The sequence below is a fragment of the Streptomyces sp. NPDC012474 genome (genome assembly GCF_042955185.1).
Classification (GTDB): domain Bacteria; phylum Actinomycetota; class Actinomycetes; order Streptomycetales; family Streptomycetaceae; genus Streptomyces; species Streptomyces cahuitamycinicus.
Window position 1 is genome coordinate 58,660 of sequence record NZ_JBIBEP010000017.1, and the last position, 17,301, is coordinate 75,960.

The window sequence follows — 17,301 nt, forward strand, 5'->3', positions numbered from 1 at the left end:
GGGCGGGTACGCCTCAGCCGTCTGTGGGGTGGCCCACCGGATCGGTGACGCCCGCCGGAACCCGGGTCTTCGGCGCGGGGCGGGTGGCCGGGGCGGTTTCGGCGTCGGCGACCGGAGCGGAGACGGACGCCGGCAGAGTGAGGGCGAGCGGCTCGCCTGTGGAGGGGGTCCAGCCGGACACCGCCCCCGCATACGCCTCGCCGAACGCGGCGCCGGCCAGCGTGGTGCCGGTGGGCAGGGTCGCGGGGGCCGCCAGTCCGTCCGGCGCGTCGACGGTCACGGTGTCGCCGATGCGGTGGGCGGTGACCTCTCCGGCCCGCAGGGCGGCCTGCCATGCGGCCCGGCGCCGGAGTTCGGTGCCGATGTCCCGCATCCGTGGGTTCACGACGGGGGTGTCCTGCGTGAAGAGGGCCTCGTAGCCTTCCAGGACGCCGTCGAGGACGGGGTAGGCGATGCGGTCCTCGGCCAGGTTCGACTGGTGGATGAAGTGCGGCTTGGGGTCGTTGGCCAGGACGTGCCCGAGGGCGATCCGCGTCTCCAGTGGCACGATGTGGTCCGCGTAGCCGGTGGCGGCGTCCAGCGGCGCCGTGAGGCAGGTGGTGGTGGCCGGGTTGTCCTCGCAGATGCCGCTGCCTCCCTGGGCGCGGCTGGTGTAGATCCAGTTGTACTCGTCGACCTGCTCGGCCGCCCGTCCGGCGTTGTAGAAGACGTTCATCGGATAGCGGGGCACGGTGGTGGCCGGACCGACCTGGCGCTGGGCGGGCTCACGGGAGTTGTCGGAGCCGAGCCAGGCGATGTCGTTGTCGTCGAGGGCGAGCGCCAGGTTGGGATTGTCCTCGGGCTGCTGCGGCAGCACCTTCATGCCGGAGTGCTCGCCGGTGACCAACTCGTCGTTCATCAGCGGGAGTCCGGCGCTCTCGCCCCAGACCCGGTTGGTGGCGATCTCGTCGGAGATGTCGTCGCGGCTCATCCACCGGGTGCTGCCGTCGGCGTCGGTCGCGCACTTCCAGGGCACCACGGTCGTGTCCTGCACGCAGCCGAGGAAGGGGTGCGAGTAGGTGTGGTTGATCCACCGGAACTCGCCCCGCCGTGCGATCAGCCGGTCGGCGAGCGCGTCGGCGCCGTTGTTGTCCTCCCGGTGGTCGACGCTGCCGGCGCCGTTGTAGGCGAAGTCGAGAGTGAACTTCTTGTCGTTCTGCCAGTCGACGGCGTGGTCGACGTCGCCCGCCGTCATCCGGATCGGGTCGGGCGTCGCGCTGGAGTCGGTGCAGTCGACGTCGCCGGGTGTGCAGTTGAGCCGGCTGTTCCAGCGGTCGTCGGCGGCGAACACGTCGTCCACGTGGACGGAGAAGTAGTTCCGTGAGGCGCCCAGGTGTACACCGCCGGTCATCCACTCCACGATGCCGCGGGCCAGGAGCCGGAACTGCTGCTGGTACTGGTTGTAGACGAAGGTGACGACCAGCTCGCGCCGACCGTCGTGCCGGTACTCGCCCACCAGCGTGCCCTTGGCCGCCTGCCCGGGGATCGCCGCCTCCACGTACGGGGTGAAGTCGGCCCCCGCCACGGGCTTCGACAGGTAGGCGTAACTCTCGCCGATGGCCGGGTCGTTGTCCTCGAAGGGCACCGCCCCGTCGAGATAGCCGAAGGGGCCCGACCTGCCGGCGGCGGTCACCTCCGCCCGCTTCCCGTCGATGCTGCCGGAGTAGCCCCCGTGGACCGGGTATTGCAAACCGGCTTCGGGACGCGCGTAGGTGTAGGCGTCGACCTGGGGTATGTCGTACGTCTGCTCGTACACCGTGAGCGCCGCCATCTCGGCGGAACCGGCCGGGAACGGGTTGTCGTTGGGCAGCACGACGGCCTGGAACTTCGCGCGAGGCCGGCCGTCGACGGTGTCCGCGAGGAAGTCGGCGTCGATCACGGTCCGGTCGGACTGCGTGAGGTCGATCCGGGTGTACGGCGTTCCGGCCGCGGTCAGTTCGGCGGCTATCGCGTCGGTGGACGGGCCGCCGTCGCTCACCACCAGCACCCGCAGATCGACGCGGGGCGTGGTGTCGGCGTGGGCCGCGCCGGCCGGCAGGCCCAGTGCGGCGATGAGCACGCCCACCGTGAGAACGGTGGTGCGTATGGTCCGCTTCATGCGGTGAGGTCCCCTCCCCGGGCAGGGGCGAGTACGGCTCCCGTGGAGCGGACGCACCCCCTTGCGTGCCGCCGGCGTCCCCCTCAGAAGCCGGTTCGTCACGCATCCGTTCGCGTCACATAGTGATGGCTGTGTGGAGATTTTGCGGTCATGTTGCGGAACATGACGGAAAAGCGCAGGTGTCGAATGGGGTCCATTCGAAAGCGAAGTGAGCCGTTCCTGGTTGCCGGGTGAGGTCGGGCCTGGCTGGCGCGAGAGCCCGGCGCGCTGGTCCGGGCCCTGGGCGGCGTACCGGCGGGCCGGTGGGGCCCGCCGGTGGTGATGCCAGTGGTCCAGACCGGAGTGGCCGCCTGGGCGTGGCGGCTTTCAGGTCACGGCTCGCGGGGCCCGGGACCGGGCGTCAGGGGCAGAGCACTCGCGTCACGGGCGTGTAGACCGGGCCGCCGCTGACGTTGGTGGAGTCGCTGAACTCGGCGTAGAAGTACGAGTAGAAGCCGATGTTGCCGTTGCAGCCGGAATCGGCGGCGACGTCCAGCGTCAGGGTGACCGTACGGCTCTGGCCGGGCGGGATGGTGGCGCCGTAGTTCGCGCCGAGATTGGCCGGGCCGGTGCCGGAGCAGGGGGCGGGGCCGTTCGTGGTGGTCAGGCTGCACCCGGTGAAGCTGTACTTCAGGTCGGGGCGCTGTGTGGTGAGCCAGGTCGGTTCGATCGTCTGGTACACGAACCAGACGTCGTAGGTGTTGTTGTTGGTGATGGTCATCGACAGATTGACCGAGCCGCCGGGCGTGGTGGTGGCGCTGTCGGTGGCGAAGGTCAGCTCCGCCGGTGCCGGGTCGGCCGCGCTCGCGCTGGGGGCCAGACCGAACACGGCGAGGGCGAGAGCGAGGACGGCGGCGAGACCGAAGCGTCTCATCAGGGGTGATCGCATGGCCACGGAGGCTAGGCAGGGGCCGAGCGCAGCGTCTGCACCCAGAGGGAGGCGCCGCTCGTCCCACGGCTGGAAGTGTCCATCGTGTGGAGGGCGCGTGATGAAAGTGTGGCGCCCCGGCAAGGGGGGTGTTCGCCCAGGCAGCCGGTGCGTGAGAAGCCCAGGGTGCGGGGCGGGTGCTGCCGATCGCCGCTGCGGCGCGCAGAAGTGACATTGGCGCGTATCGGACGCGACCGGCCTCTCCGCCGCCTGTGATCACAGGCGGCGACCTCGCGTACGGAGGCGTCCCGGCGTGCGCGGGCACTGTCGACCGCGAGACTGCGGGCGAGGCCGACGGGTCAGGTGCGGTTGGCGGCGACGATGTTCTCGGCGTAGCGGTATGAAGAGTGCGTAGCCAATCGCCACGTCGACGTATCGGCTGTGCATGGGGGAGCCGCCGCGACAGGTCGCATCGTCACCTGCCAAAATGGTGACTGCACGCGGAGGGCGTGTGTGCGAGGCTGGTCCCGTGTGGTATGCGGGCGAGAAGGGTGGTGCGTCATGAGTGATGTCGAGGAGAGGGCGCTGCTTGCGGGTGGCTGCTTCTGGGGGATGCAGGAGCTGATCCGGTCGCTCCCCGGGGTGATCCGAACCCGGGTCGGCTACAGCGGCGACGACGACAAGCCCCACGCCACCTACCGTGACCACGGAAGGCACGCGGAGTCGATCGAGATCGTTTTCGATCCGACCGCCACCGACTACCGCGCGATCCTGGAGTACTTCTTCCAGATCCACGACCCGACCACGAGGGACCGGCAGGGCAACGACATCGGCCTGAGCTACCGCTCCGCCATCTTCTACCTCGACGACGAGCAGCGCCGCGTCGCGCAGGACACCATCGCCGACGTCGATGCGTCCGGGCTGTGGCCGGGCCCGGTGGTGACCGAGGTCGTGCCGGCCGGTGCGTTCTGGGAGGCCGAGTCGGAGCACCAGGACTACCTCCAGCGCTACCCGGACGGCTACACCTGCCACTTCCCGCGCCCGAACTGGCGGTTGCCCAGGCGCGGCTGATCCGGACCGCCGGCGTGGCCGGGGAGGGCTCTGCCCTCCCCGGCCACGCGTCGTTTCGAGGGCAAGGCCGTCACCGTCTGATGCCCACACCATGCCGTCACCGGTGTGACTGGTGACGCGAGGAGGGCAAGCCACGCCGAGGGGAGGGGCGAGCGCGTAGAGCCCCGAGGATTCGTGGAAATACCACTCGTGCCTCGCGCTTGATCCGGGCCTGTGGACCCACGCACACCGAGACCCTTCCACGGCCCAAAACGGTTCGACGGGCCTGCGGCGTCCTGGCACAGTGACGCACCATGGCGAATGCCGAGCAGATGACGGCCGGGGACGTCCGACTCATGCAGGGGCTGGCGCAGCGGGTCACCGCCGCCCGCCCGGACCTGGTCAACAGCGACGCCTCGTACGGTGAGTTGGCCTGGAACTGGGGCAAGGGACATGCCGGTGACGGCGCGAGCTGGCGGCGCCGGATGTGGTTCTCCGGCGAGGACCTGGTGGCATGGGGCTGGATTCACCTGCCGCGCCGGGTGAGGCGGAACGACGGGTCGGTGCACAACATCACCGGCGCCTACCTGGCCTACCAGGTCCATCCCGACCACGCCGGACTGGTCGACCAGGTGATCGACTGGTACGACCATGCGGCGGCGGGCATCGAGCGGACGGTGCTGCCGGGCGCCGCCGACGACTACGCCCTGCAGCGGTGGGCGGCACACGGTTATGGAACCGACCCGGCCGGCCTCGGCGACAAGGGGACCTGGACCCAGCTCAACCAGCGGGACCTCACCGACCTGGAACGACCGGCACTGCCGGACGGTTTCCGGTTCCGCACCGCCGACGAGGCCGGACCCGTAGCCGCTGTCCAGGCCCATCTGGACGCCTGGAAGCCCTCGGCGTACACGTCCGAGAGCTACCAGGGCGTACGGCGGACGGCGGCGTACCGCGGTGATCTGCACATCCTCGTGGAAGCGCCGGACGGGACGATGGCGGCCTCGACCATCATGTGGCTCGACGAAGCGAACAGGAGCGCCGAATTCGAGCCGGTCGGGACGCACCCGGACTACCGGCGCCGAGGGCTGGCAAGGGCGATGCTCCTGCACGGCATGCGTCAGGCGCGGGAGGCAGGGGCCACTCACGCGACGGTGGCGTGCCTGGGCGCGCCGGGCCACCCCCAGGCGCGGGGCCTCTACTACAGCGTCGGCTTCCGGGAGTTGTCGCGGGACGTGCCGCTCCTCAAGACCCCGAGGACCGGCTGAGGCCGGTGACAGCACGACGAGCCGGTCGTCGGCTGGAGTTCACCGGCGATCAGCTCCAGCAGCGTGCCTCTGCCGGTGCCCTTCGGGGCGACCGGGCCCGTGCGGCCGGTCGTGACGGTGAAGGACAGGTCGCTGAAGACCGGGGCGTCATCGGGCCAGGGGAAGGACAGGTTCGAACACACGCCGACGGCGTCGGACATGGAGACGCAAGGCCAACGACAAAGGCAAGGAGATCTTCTCCTTGCCTCTCTCAAGGTATAGCGCACAGAGGGGCTTGCGGCAAGGCCCGGGGGGCGGCGCACAATCGTCGACCGAAGCCACAACCTGCGGAAACGGGGACACGACGTGCGTGCGTCGCAGATGAACGAGCCATACGTGCTGGATCTTCAGGAGGTAGACGAGACACAGATCGCGGTCGTCGGCGGCAAGGGCGCGCATCTGGGCGCGCTGTCGCGGATCCCCGGCATTCGCGTGCCGGGTGGCTTCTGCGTGACGACGCAGGCCTTCCGGCGGATCGTGACGCAAGAGCCGTCGATCGAGGATCTGCTGGATCTGCTGTCCCGCTCGGACCCGGACGACCGGGAGGTGATCCGCACGCTCAGCGCGCGCATTCGCCGGGCCATCGAGGGGATCGCCCTTCCCGGCGATCTCGCGGCGGCGATCACCGGCGCGCTCACCCGGCACGGTGAGCAGGCCGCCTACGCCGTCCGGTCCAGCGCGACGGCGGAGGACCTGCCGACGGCCTCCTTCGCCGGCCAGCAGGACACGTACCTGAACGTCATGGGGCCGACGGCGATCCTTCAGCACATCAGCCGGTGCTGGGCCTCGCTGTTCACCGAGCGGGCCGTCACCTACCGCCGGCGGAACGGCATCGATCACCGCGTGGTCCACATGGCCGTCGTCGTGCAGCGGATGGTCATCCCGGACGCGGCCGGCATCCTGTTCACCGCCGACCCCGTCACGGGCAACCGGAAGGTGGCCACCGTGGACGCCGGCTTCGGCCTCGGCGAGGCCCTGGTGTCCGGCCTGGTGAACCCCGACGTCTTCAAGGTGCGGGACGGCGAAGTCGTCGCCAGGACGATCGCCGCCAAACAGCGCGCCGTTCACGCCCTGCCGGCCGGAGGTACGCAGGAGAGGGCGGTCGACTCCCAGCGGCAGGAGCAGCCGGCGCTGACGGATACGCAGGTCGTGCGGCTCGTCCACCTCGGCCGGCGGATCGAGGCGCACTTCGGCCGCCCGCAGGACATCGAATGGTGCCTGGCCGACGACGGCTTCCAGATCGTGCAGAGCCGGCCGATCACGACGCTGTTCCCCGTCCCCGAGACCGACGACGAGGAGAATCACGTCTACGTCTCCGTCGGCCATCAGCAGATGATGACCGACCCCATGAAGCCTCTGGGGCTCTCCGTGTGGAAGCTGACGGCCATGGCGCCGATGACCGACGCCGGCGGGAGACTGTGGGTCGACGCCACCCGGGCCCTGACGACGCCCACGAGCCGCACGGGCCTCCTCGACCTCGTGGGGAGAGGCGACCCACTGACCAGGGACGCCCTGGAGACCGTCCTCCAACGCGACGATTTCGTCCCGCTGCTCCCGGACCCGGCCGCCGGCGGGCCCCCGGCGGGCGGCACACCCGCCCCGATCGAGACCGATCCGGCGATCGTCACCCGCCTGATCGAGCGCAGCGAGGCGTCCATCGCCGCCCTGCGGCGGGACATCGGCACGAAGACCGGACCGGCTCTGTTCGACTTCCTGGTGGAGGCATTCACGGAGCACAAACGGGTTCTCAGTGATCCGCTGAGCATCCAGGTGATCATGGCGGGGATGGAGGCCACCTGGTGGCTCAACGACAAGCTGCACGACTGGCTGGGGGAGAAGAACGCGGCCGACACACTCACGCTGTCCGCCCCCGACAACGTCACCTCGCAGATGGGGCTGGCGCTGCTCGACGTCGCAGACGTGATCCGTCCGCACCCGGAGGTGGTGACGTTCCTGCGGAACGTCGAGGACGACGGCTTCCTGGACGAGCTGGCGAAACTCGCCGGCGGGACCGAAGCGCGCGACGCCATCGAGACCTACCTCGACCGGTACGGCATGCGCTGCGCCGGCGAGATCGACATCACGAGGCCTCGTTGGCGCGAAGCCCCCAGCACACTCGTGCCGGCGATCCTCGACAACGTCAGGAACTTCGAACCGGGCGCGGCCGAGCGGCGCTTCGAGGAAGGGCGGAAGGAGGCGGAGAAGAAGGAAAAGGAGGTGCTGACACGCCTGCGGGCCCTTCCCGGAGGGGAGAGCAAGGCCGATGAGACCAAGCGGATGATCGACCGGGTCCGGACCTTCATCGGATACCGGGAGTACCCCAAGTACGACATCGTCACCCGCCTCTTCGTCTACAAGCGGGCGCTGCTGGAGGAGGCCGGGCGCCTCGCGCAGGCCGGCGTGCTCCGCGACCGGGAGGACATCTTCCACCTCACGTTCCAGGAACTCCAGGAGGTCGCACGCTCGAACCGGGTGGACGACCGGCTCGTCCGGCAGCGCAGGGAAGCGTTCCGTGCGTACGCAGCGCTCACGCCTCCCCGGGTCCTCACATCGGACGGCGAGAGCGTGAACGGGGCGTACCGGCGCGACGACGCGCCGGACGGTGCCCTGATCGGCCTGCCGGTGTCCGGCGGGACCATCGAGGGACGGGCCCGCGTCATCCTGGACATGGCCCGAGCCGACCTCGAACCGGGCGACATCCTGGTCACCGCCTACACGGACCCCAGTTGGTCCCCCCTGTTCGTCGGCATCGCCGGCCTGGTGACGGAGGTGGGCGGCCTGATGACCCACGGAGCGGTGATCGCACGCGAGTACGGCTTGCCGGCCGTCGTAGGCGTGGACCGGGCCACCCGGCTGATCCGGGACGGGCAGCGGATCCGGGTCCACGGAACGGACGGGTACATCGAGATCCTGTCCTGACAGGCGACTGCGGCAGCGCGGCCACCTGAGGACCGCAGGCTGCCTTCCACCGGATACACCCCTCGCGGCGGCCCTGCTCGGCTTCTGGCGGAGCGGCTCCGGCCGTTGAACCAGCGCTGTCGGCAGGGCCGGACCGAGGGGTACGGGCCGACAGAGCCCGGTCGTAGCGTCACCGCCGGGCGACGCGGCTCAGGAGGCCAGGGCCTGCTCGGTGGTGGGGTGGCAGGGGATGAGGGTGTCGACGCCGACCAGCTGCAGGACACGCAGGACTGATTTCTGAGCGCCGGCGATACGCACCCAGCCCTCCGCGCTGCTCGCCTGCTGGTGTGCGGCGACGAAGACGTTGATGCCGCTGGAGTCCATGAAGGTCACCCCGCTGAGATCCGCGACCGTCCGCGGCGGCACCGCGCCGCTCTCGACCAGCAGAGCCTCGCTGAGCACGTCCTGGACGTCGTGATCGATTTCGCCCCGCAGTGTCACGACCCGGATGCCTCCGGCCATGCGGTGTTCGGCGTGGAGCCGGCCCGGCCGGTCCGCTTTCTCGTGCTGGGACACCTTCTCCTCAACTGTGCTCAGGCTTGCCCGGTCAGAACGTGCGGGGGTTATTCTGCCCCACCGACCCGGCCGGATGCACCCGGGCGATGGTGCCGAACGCATTCGTGTGGCATGCAGGGCCGCAAAACGGGTACCGGCGCGCTGGAACGGGGAGCGAGGGTGAGGCCAGTGGAATCTGCTGCTGACGGTGACGGCTGTACGACGCCGGACGTGCATCTCCTGCGCGTCGGATATGCCTTGGACGGAGACGACAGCTGCATCGCGGACGCCCGCCATCACGCCGCCGCTTTCCTCGACCGGGCGAGCGACGACCAGCACCTGCCCGTTTCCGCCCGCGCAAGAGACCTCACCCAGCTGGTCGTCAGCGAACTCGTCACCAACACGCGCAAGTACGCTCCCGGTCCCGTCCTGCTGGAACTGCGCATCACCGCCCGCACCGTGGAGATCACCGTGTGGGACAGCGACCACAGGATCCCAGCGGCCCGGGCCACCGATCCCGGCAGGATCGGCCAGCACGGCCTGGAGATCGTGAAGGCCGTGGCAGAGGACTTCGAGGTACAGCGGGAGCCGGTGGGCAAACGCATCACCGCCCGGATCGCGCTGGCCGACGGTCCCGGCCACCTGTGACCTGTCCGAGCGCGGACCGGAGGAGTACCTCACAAGGTGCGCGTCAGGCGATCCACGCCTCGCTGCGCCGATGCCGGTGCAACCCCACGGCGGAGAACTCGTCCTCGCCTGCGCTCGCCACTGCTCCCAAGCGGCGTAGCGCTCGGGAGATCGGGCTGCCCGCCGGCGGAAAGGGCTGGTCCTCGTCCACGTGGAGCGGTGCGATCGCGATGGTGCCGCCGTCCCAGGCGGCAGCCCGCTGCTCGCCCACACCGCCGAAGTACTCCGCCTCGACGTACGCCACCGGGGCATGGGCCGACCAGTCGGCGAGTGTCCTCTCGAACCCTCCCGGGAGACGCCGGAACCCCAACGCGCCCGCACCGTTGTCGTCCGTGAGGGTTTCGAACAGTGCGTCGGTCATCGGCATCAGTGACAGGCCCTGTCCGATCGACGCCAGCCTGGCGGTGGACAGGCCCCGAGTGGCAAGACGCAGTGCCCCCTCGTCAGCGATCACCGCCCGCAGGTCGTAACTCATCCCGCGCACCTCCTCGTTGAGGTCCCCATCCTGTCCCACAAGCCAGAGCTCCTTCCCCGCAGGCCCCGGCGTCAGCCGCGGGGCAGGAGCAGGCGGGACAGGGCGGTGGTCGCGAGGAGGGGAGCTGCGACTGCGAGGAGGCCGACGCGCATGCCCGGGAGGGAGAAGCCACCGCCGGCGCCGGAGAGCAGGCTTCCGGAGAGGGCGGCTGCGAGCGCACCGCCGGTACGGCAAAGGGAGTCGAGGAGACCTCAGGCGACGAAGACGCAGAACGGGTGGCCCGCGGGATAGGCGTAGACCCGGAAGGCAGCTGGTGTGCTGATCGTTGCCGTGTCCGGTCGCCGCAGACGAGGCGGGGTCCGCCTCCGTGAACGTGTCGTTCATCCGGCCCGCCCGGCGTCACGCCGCCTTGCCGTGGCGTCGGGAACGCCGGGCCGGGATCCGCCCGGTGGTGGGCGGGCCGGCGTCGTTAACCAGGCGCAGATGGCGCTTTCGGGCGTGGCGGGCCGACGGCGGGCGGCCCGACAAGCGGTCCTCGACGCGGTCCATCACGAACAGCAGTACCCCCAGAGCCGGCAGCAGCAGCACGGCGACAGCGATCACAGCCCAGTCCCTCCCGGTCGATGACACCCGGGTGCCCAAGGAGGCCGCGTCGGCAGCGGTCGGACGTGAAGGTCTGGTGACCACGGTGTGCGGGACGCGCACGGCCCGCCGGTCCGGGTGCGGCCCGGTCCGTCAGGGGTGACGGACCGGGCCTTTTCACCTCAGCGGACCTCCCGCGCGTACGGGGCGACGGTGATCCGGTCGATCAGCGGTGCGAAGCGGGAGCGGAGCAGGACGCCGGGGAAGGTGTCCGAGGCGTAGGTGGTGCCGTCGAAGTTCGGCAGTTCCTCGGAGCGGAAGGCGATCGTGTTCGTCCCCTTCTTCAGCTGGACCGGGACGGTCAGCTCCCAGAAGTTGTTCTGGTGGAAGCTGTGCGGGAAGCCGACGCGCCGCGCGGCACCGCCGTTGACGCTGATGTCGGCGTGACGGGCGAGCGGGTCGGGGTTGTAGTGGGTGGCCTCGGACTGCTCCGGGTTGGAGTAGCGGATGCGCAGCGCGTACAGGCCGGCCCGGTCGGCCGGGACGGTGAACGTCGCGGTGTTGCCGTTGCCGGGGGCCCCGCCGATGCCCGTGATCGCCGTGCCGTCGGTGGCGAGGGAGAGCGGGGCGAGACTGGCCGAGCCGGCGAGCCGGGCGTCCCCCGCCTCGTAGGTGCGCACCGGCAGTGTGCCGTCGGTCGGTGTGACGGTGAGGCGGTCGACGAGGGTCGTGGACGCGCCTCCGGTCACGGTCACCTTGTTGACGCCCCCGGAGAGGGACACCGCCGCACTGCTCCGGCCCTTGGCCAGGCGCAGGACGCCGTGGCCGTTGACGGAGAGCCGGGACCCGGTGCCACCGAGGGTGTCGACCTCGAGGGTGGCCTCGCGGTCGGCCGGCGAGTAGACCCAGAACGTGGCGCTCTGGCCCTTCGTGAGGCGGACCGCGCCCGAGCCGGTGGCCGCCGGCTTCGGAAGGTCGTAGACCGGGCGTGCCCCGCCGGCCGGCCAGGCCAGCTCACCCTCGTACACCTGAGTCCCGGCCGCGGCGCGGGGGAGGGAGAGGGTGAGGCGGTCGACGATGGCGTCGCCCTTGGTGGCGCGCTTGCCGTCGGCGCTCTTCGCGGCGAGCGTCAGGGTGTGCTTGCCCTTGGTCAGCCGCACCTTGGTGTCGGTGTGGTCCCAGACGACCCACTTGTAGCCGAGCGGCAGGTGCAGTTCCCGCTCGCTGTCCGCCTTGCCGTCCACGCGCAGGAAGACGTTGGTGGGGCCCTGTTCCTTGACCTTGTCGAAGGTGTTGAGGGAGTTGGCGAAGACGCTCAGGTCGTAGGTGCCGTCCTCGGGCACGTCCACGGTGAAGTCGAGCGCGACGTCCGAGCCGGTGCGCAGGCCGCCGACGTCGTAGCCGCCCGAGGTGTAGAACTTCGACACGTCACGCGGTGAGCCCTCCGGGCCGTTCTTCGACCAGCCGGACCCCGTGTGCGCGGCGTCCTCCGCCTCGTACGAGGACTGCCAGCGCACGGGCGGGGCCTGCGTGCCCTTCGCTTTCCCGGCAGGGCTGAGGACGACCTCGTAGGCCGAGGACTCCTTCAGCTTCGGCAGGGCGCCGTCGCCGAAGTCGAGGGCGACCGTGCCGTCGTCACCGACCTTCAGGTTCGTCTCCGCGAGGAGTTTCGGGCCGGACGAGTCACCGAGCTGCCCGCTCCACTCGATCTCCCGTACCCAGGCGTGCACGTTCTTGCCGAAGACCTTCTTCGGTACGCCGGCGAAGGTGATGTGGCCCTTGCCGGTGGAGCCGCCGAAGACCAGCCGAGCCTGCTTCCTCTTCTCGTCGAGGGTGGCGACGCCCTGCATGGTGTAGTTCTCGCCGGGGAACGGCGGGGTCACCTTCACCGTGTGACCGCTCATCGAGGCGTACGAGTTCAGCAGCCACCACTGGCCGTTGCCGCGGTTCGACTGCACGGCCGAGTCGGAGAGGTTGCCGTCGATGTTCCAGTACGCGATGTCGGCGTCGACCTTGGACTCCTCGATCGCGGACACCCACTGGATCATCTGGCCGGGCACCGAGGTGTGGTAGTTGAAGGCGTACTCGTTGATGTTGACGGGGAGTTGGGTACCCGCGCGGTCGGTGCCCTTGAACAGGTCCTTCTCCCAGCCCCGGTACTTGGCGACGCTCTGGCGCACGGCCTCCGGGTGGCTCAGCTCGTGCCAGGTGACGACGTCCGGGAGGGTGCCCGCGGCCAGGGTGTGGGTGAGGAAGCCCTTCACCTGGTCGTACAGGACGCTGGTGTTGGGCCCGGCGATACGGGCGTTCGGCATCCTGCCCTTGATGAGCTTGTACGCGTCGTCCCAGGCGGCGAGGAAGTCGTCGGGGTCGTTGAGCCAGCTGACCTTGTTGTAGCTCCACTCGCCGGTGCCGAACATGTTGCCCTCGGGCTCGTTGAACGGCACGAAGACGATGTTGTCCTGGTACTCCTTCGGCAGCTTGAGGACCTGGTCGACCTGCTCGGCGATCTTCTCCTTGTAGAGCTTCAGCTTCTCCGCGGGGGTGTCGCCGGGCCACTGGTACGGGAAGCCGCGGTGGATGTCGGTCATGTAGATGTACACGTCACCGTCGGTGGAGTCGGCCAGCGGCTTCACCACCTCAAGGGCGTCGGCACCGGGGTGCTGCGGACCGTCCTGGGCCTTGGTGGAGACCGTGCGCAGGCCCATGCCCTCCATGAGGTTGTTGGTCGGGACGTCCGGCCCGTACACGCCGTAGAGGGTGCCGGAGGCGCCGCCGTGGAACGCGCCGGTGTCCGAGCCGAGGTCGACGGTGAGCTGCCCCTCGCGGACGACGGTGACGGTGGCCTTCACCGAGCGCCCTGCCGCGGTTCCGGAGACGGTGAAGGTGCCCGGCGCGGCGTACTCGTCGGAGGGAACGGCATCCCAGGTGACGGGCGTGTCGCGGTCGTAGCCGTCGGAGAAGGAGGCGCGGACGGCGGCCGGCAGGGACGGGGCGGTCCCGGTCGTGGTGCGCGCCTCGAAGGACGTCCTGGAGAGCTCCTGCAGGGTGGGCACGGTCCCGACGGTACCGGCGACCTGCTCCGCGCTCAGCGCCGCGTGCCACACGGTGAAGTCGTCGATCGCGCCCTTGAGCAGGGGATCCGGATAGAACGACTTGCCTATGTACCCGGCGGTGGTGGCCGAACCGGCCAGCAGGTCCTTGGCCTTGACGGCGGTCTCGGCGGAGGAGACCGCCACGCCGTCGAGGTAGGTGGTGAGCCGGCCCGCGGAGGTGTCGAGGGTGACGGTGACGGTCCGCCAGTCGGCCGAGGGGAGCGGCGCGTAGCCGCGGACCTGTGCCTCGGCGCCCCCTCCGCCGGTGGTCACGGACGTCTGGAACAGCCCGCTGCCGCTGTGAGGGGTGCTGAAGAGGTAGTTGGTGGTGTCGGTACCCAGGTCGAAGATCCGCTGCCAGGGCGACTTGTCGCCGCTCCATTTCACGCGCGCGGAGACCGTCAGGTCGGCCGAGTCGCCGACCACGGCACGGGGCAGCCGGACGTACGCGCCGCCGGAGTCGGCCGCACCGCCGGGCAGGGCGAGGGCCTTGCCCCCTTCCGTGCCCTCGACGGACCGGGCGGTGGAGCCGTTCACCAGGTCTGCCGTCAGCCCGTTGCCGGAGCTGTCGGTGATCTTCCCGGTCGCCATGTCGTCCTGGTCGAAGGTGTAACGGGCGGCGGGCCGGGGCGCCTCGGCGGCCTGTGCGGGGGCGGCCGGTGCGGCCAGCAGGCCCGCGCCGAGGGCCAGCGTCACGGCGGCCGGGGCCCGTCGCCGGGCGAATCTGTCAGCGGATGGCATGGATGGCGTCCTCAATCCTTGAGTAGGCGATTCCCGCCGGCCGAACTCGGTCGGCTGCTCGTACACGGGGGGTGGCCCGGCGAGGAGAGCGCGGGACTGATCTCTGTCGAATCGGTTCGATGTCACGGGCCGCGGACACGTCGTCGCTTGGGGGATGCGGCAGCTCGTCTCCAGGGGAGGTGCGGAAGGAGCGCGGGTTCGCCGGAAGGATCACTTCGTCGAACCGGTTCGCGAAGCTAGCACCGCGCAACCCGGCCAGCAATCCCTCCGGCACAAGGAAACACGCACCCCCGGGTCGGGCCGGGAAAGTGCGGTGCAGGGTGTTGACAGGCATGCGGGCAGTTCCTACCGTCACTTCACGCGAACCGGTTCGACAACCGGACCTCGCATCCCGCCCCACCCCTCACCCTCGCGACCGGCGCGTGCCTCCTCCTGCGAGGTGTCGAACCGGTTCGAGCAAGGAGCCCGACGTGAACATCGGTGAGATCGCCCAGCGGGCCGGTGTCTCGCGGAGCACCGTGTCGTACGCGCTGAGCGGCAAGCGCTCGGTGTCGGAGGAGACCCGTCGCAAGATCCAGCAGGTCATCGACGAGCTGGGGTACCGGCCCAACGCCAGCGCACGGGCCCTGGCGAACGGGCGGACCAGCACGATCGGCCTGGTCTTCCCGCCGGCGGGCAACCACTACACCGGGATGCAGCTGGACTTCATCGGCAGTGTGGTGGAGGCCGCGGCGGTGCACGACTACGACGTGCTGCTGTCGCCCAGCGGTGCCGACAGCGACCGTTCGTTCCAGCGGCTGCTGGGGGAGCGGAGGGTGGACGGGGCGATCCTGATGGAGATCAGGCTGGAGGACGACCGGGTCGAGCACCTGGCCGAGCTGGACTTCCCCTCCGTCGCCATAGGCCGCACCGCGCATCCGGAGAACGGCTGGTGGGTGAGCCTGGACCACACCGCGCTCGCGGCGGCGTGCGTCCACCACCTCGCCGACCTCGGCCACCGCCGGGTCGCCTTCGTCAACCGGCCCGAGCAGCTGTTGCAGGCCGGGTACGAGTCGGCGCACCGCGGTCTTGACGGCTTCACCAAGGCCGCGGCCGAGCGCGGGCTCACGGTACGGACATACTGCTGCGGGGACGACGCGGCGTCCGGCCAGGCGTGCCTGGAGCGGATCCTCCACGACGACCCGGCCACCACCGCCCTGGTCACGCTCAACGAGGCCGCTCTGGGCGGCCTGTACCGGGGGCTCGCCCGGGCGGGCCGCCACGTACCGCGCGACTTCTCCGTCACCGGCGTCGTCGCGAGCCGGTGGGCGGAGACCGTCACCCCGCAGCTCACCGCGGCGGACGTGCCGGCGGAGGAGATGGGCCGGCGCGCGGTCGACCTGCTCGTCGAGCGGATCGAGCAGCCCGCCGCGCCGGGCCGGCACCATCTGCTCACGCCGCCGATCTCATTGCGGGCCAGCACCGGGCCCGCGACCGGCACCTCCCGCCCCGGAGCCTGACCGCACCGCACACGTCGCTTTCCTGATGACCGAGCACCCGACCCCTCACCCTCGCCGTTCGGAGTGCCCGTCTCCCCCCAGCCATCCCTCCCACGGCACCCGTGTGCCAAGAACGAAGGACCTGCCATGCACAGCTCCTCGAGACGCCGAATCACCGCGGTGGCCCTGTCGACCGTCGTCGCTGTCACCGGTGCCGCCTGTTCCTCCGGCTCGGGCAGCACCGACGCGAAGGGCGCCGACAGCGGCACGTACACCGTCTGGGACCCTTACCCGCAGTTCGCCAAGGGCTCGGCCTGGGTGAAGCTGCTGGACGAGTGCGGCGCCAAGGCCGGTGTGAAGATCAAGAGGACCGGCTTCGACACCAGCGACCTGGCGAACAAGGCGCTGCTGGCCGCCCAGCAGGACAACTCCGCGGACGTCCTCATCGTCGACAACCCCGTGGTGTCGACCCTGGCCGAGGCGGGCGTCCTCACCAGCACCGAGGACAACAAGCTGGACACCTCGAAGGCCGACCCCAACCTGCTCGCCGCCGGCCAGTCGGACGGCAAGACGTACGGCACCCCGATCGGCGCCAACACCCTCGCCCTCTACTACAACAAGGAGGTCCTGAAGGAGGCAGGGGTGGACATCGCCTCGGTCAAGGACTGGAAGTCGCTGACGGCCGCGCTGGCGAAGGTGAAGGCGGCGGGCAAGAAGGGCATCACGTTCTCCGCGATCGGCACGGAGGAGGGCAGCTTCCAGTTCCTGCCGTGGTTCTGGGGAGCGGGCGCGAAGCTGACCGAACTGGACTCCGCCCAGGCCGTATCCGCCCTGTCGCTGTGGAAGGACTGGCTGGGGCGGGGCTACGCCCCCAACTCGGTCATCAACAACACACAGACCACCAGCTGGCAGGAGTTCGCCGGCGGTGACTACGCCTTCGCCGAGAACGGAACGTGGCAGCTCGCCAACGCCGAGAAGGCCGGCTTCGAGTACGGCGTCCTGCCGATACCGGGTGCCGACGGGGGCAGTGCCGCCGCCCCGACCGGTGGCGAGTTCGTCACCCTCCCCGTCCAGGGCGACACCGGCCGCTACACCACGTCCCAGAAGCTGGCGACCTGCCTGACCAGCACCCAGAACCTGTACGACACCGACACCACCCTGTCCTACGTGGCCCCCACCGGCGAGGTGCAGGCCAAGCAGGTGGCGGCGAACGCCGAGCTGAAGCCGTGGGTCGAGGCCGTCAAGGCAGCCAAGGGGCGCACCAGCGACGACCTCGGCACCCAGTACCCGAAGATCTCCGAGCAGTTGTGGAAGGCCGTCCAGTCCGCCCTCAGCGGAGCCAAGTCCCCGAAGGACGCGCTCACTTCGGCGCAGGCAGCGGCCAAGTGA

12 protein-coding genes and 1 pseudogene are annotated in these 17,301 nt (G+C 70.2%); 6 read left to right on the plus strand and 7 right to left on the minus strand.

Going from position 1 to position 17,301, the window contains the following annotated elements:
• Positions 1-13 precede the first annotated feature (13 nt).
• Together ACFY9S_RS30480 and ACFY9S_RS30485 are read right to left on the minus strand one after the other, a co-directional pair.
• Positions 14-2,137, minus strand: a complete 2,124-nt coding sequence (locus ACFY9S_RS30480; RefSeq protein WP_391134528.1) for a hypothetical protein — start codon at positions 2,135-2,137, stop codon at positions 14-16.
• Between the two features lie 400 nt (positions 2,138-2,537).
• On the minus strand, positions 2,538-3,065 hold the full coding sequence (locus ACFY9S_RS30485; RefSeq protein WP_391134531.1) for a hypothetical protein: 528 nt from the start codon (positions 3,063-3,065) through the stop codon (positions 2,538-2,540).
• A gap of 540 nt (positions 3,066-3,605) precedes the next feature.
• On the opposite strand from ACFY9S_RS30485, the gene msrA reads away from it, so the two are divergent.
• Positions 3,606-4,115, plus strand: coding sequence for a peptide-methionine (S)-S-oxide reductase MsrA (msrA, locus tag ACFY9S_RS30490; RefSeq protein ID WP_391134534.1), 510 nt, complete (start codon positions 3,606-3,608; stop codon positions 4,113-4,115).
• Positions 4,116-4,408: 293 nt separating this feature from the next.
• Entirely contained in the window at positions 4,409-5,362 is a 954-nt protein-coding gene (locus ACFY9S_RS30495; protein ID WP_391134537.1) for a GNAT family N-acetyltransferase, read from the plus strand.
• Between the two features lie 17 nt (positions 5,363-5,379).
• Here the strand turns inward: ACFY9S_RS30495 and ACFY9S_RS30500 are convergent.
• Positions 5,380-5,562, minus strand: a pseudogene (locus tag ACFY9S_RS30500) (ABC transporter ATP-binding protein); the annotation flags it as partial.
• Positions 5,563-5,722: 160 nt separating this feature from the next.
• On the opposite strand from ACFY9S_RS30500, the gene rph reads away from it, so the two are divergent.
• On the plus strand, positions 5,723-8,320 hold the full coding sequence (rph, locus tag ACFY9S_RS30505) for a rifamycin-inactivating phosphotransferase (RefSeq protein ID WP_391134540.1): 2,598 nt from the start codon (positions 5,723-5,725) through the stop codon (positions 8,318-8,320).
• A gap of 189 nt (positions 8,321-8,509) precedes the next feature.
• On the opposite strand, the gene ACFY9S_RS30510 is transcribed toward rph, so the two are convergent.
• On the minus strand, positions 8,510-8,875 hold the full coding sequence (locus ACFY9S_RS30510; protein WP_391134543.1) for an anti-sigma factor antagonist: 366 nt from the start codon (positions 8,873-8,875) through the stop codon (positions 8,510-8,512).
• 168 nt (positions 8,876-9,043) lie between these two features.
• On the opposite strand from ACFY9S_RS30510, the gene ACFY9S_RS30515 reads away from it, so the two are divergent.
• A complete protein-coding gene (locus ACFY9S_RS30515) occupies positions 9,044-9,502 on the plus strand; it encodes an ATP-binding protein (protein ID WP_391134546.1) in 459 nt (152 codons plus the stop codon).
• A gap of 43 nt (positions 9,503-9,545) precedes the next feature.
• Here the strand turns inward: ACFY9S_RS30515 and ACFY9S_RS30520 are convergent, their stop codons facing one another.
• The 3 genes from ACFY9S_RS30520 to ACFY9S_RS30530 all read right to left on the minus strand — a co-directional run bounded on the left by ACFY9S_RS30520 (position 9,546) and on the right by ACFY9S_RS30530 (position 14,434).
• A complete protein-coding gene (locus tag ACFY9S_RS30520) occupies positions 9,546-10,055 on the minus strand; it encodes a hypothetical protein (protein WP_391134549.1) in 510 nt (169 codons plus the stop codon).
• A 360-nt stretch (positions 10,056-10,415) separates the two neighbouring features.
• Entirely contained in the window at positions 10,416-10,619 is a 204-nt protein-coding gene (locus ACFY9S_RS30525) for a hypothetical protein (protein WP_391134551.1), read from the minus strand.
• A 161-nt stretch (positions 10,620-10,780) separates the two neighbouring features.
• Positions 10,781-14,434, minus strand: coding sequence for a LamG-like jellyroll fold domain-containing protein (locus ACFY9S_RS30530; protein ID WP_391134554.1), 3,654 nt, complete (start codon positions 14,432-14,434; stop codon positions 10,781-10,783).
• A gap of 470 nt (positions 14,435-14,904) precedes the next feature.
• Between ACFY9S_RS30530 and ACFY9S_RS30535 the strand changes: the two genes are divergently transcribed.
• Positions 14,905-15,933 (plus strand): substrate-binding domain-containing protein, encoded by a 1,029-nt coding sequence (locus ACFY9S_RS30535; RefSeq protein ID WP_391134556.1) that lies wholly within the window; start codon positions 14,905-14,907, stop codon positions 15,931-15,933.
• 126 nt (positions 15,934-16,059) lie between these two features.
• Positions 16,060-17,301 carry an extracellular solute-binding protein gene (locus tag ACFY9S_RS30540; RefSeq protein ID WP_391134558.1) on the plus strand — a complete coding sequence of 414 codons (1,242 nt, stop codon included), beginning with the start codon at positions 16,060-16,062 and terminating at the stop codon, positions 17,299-17,301.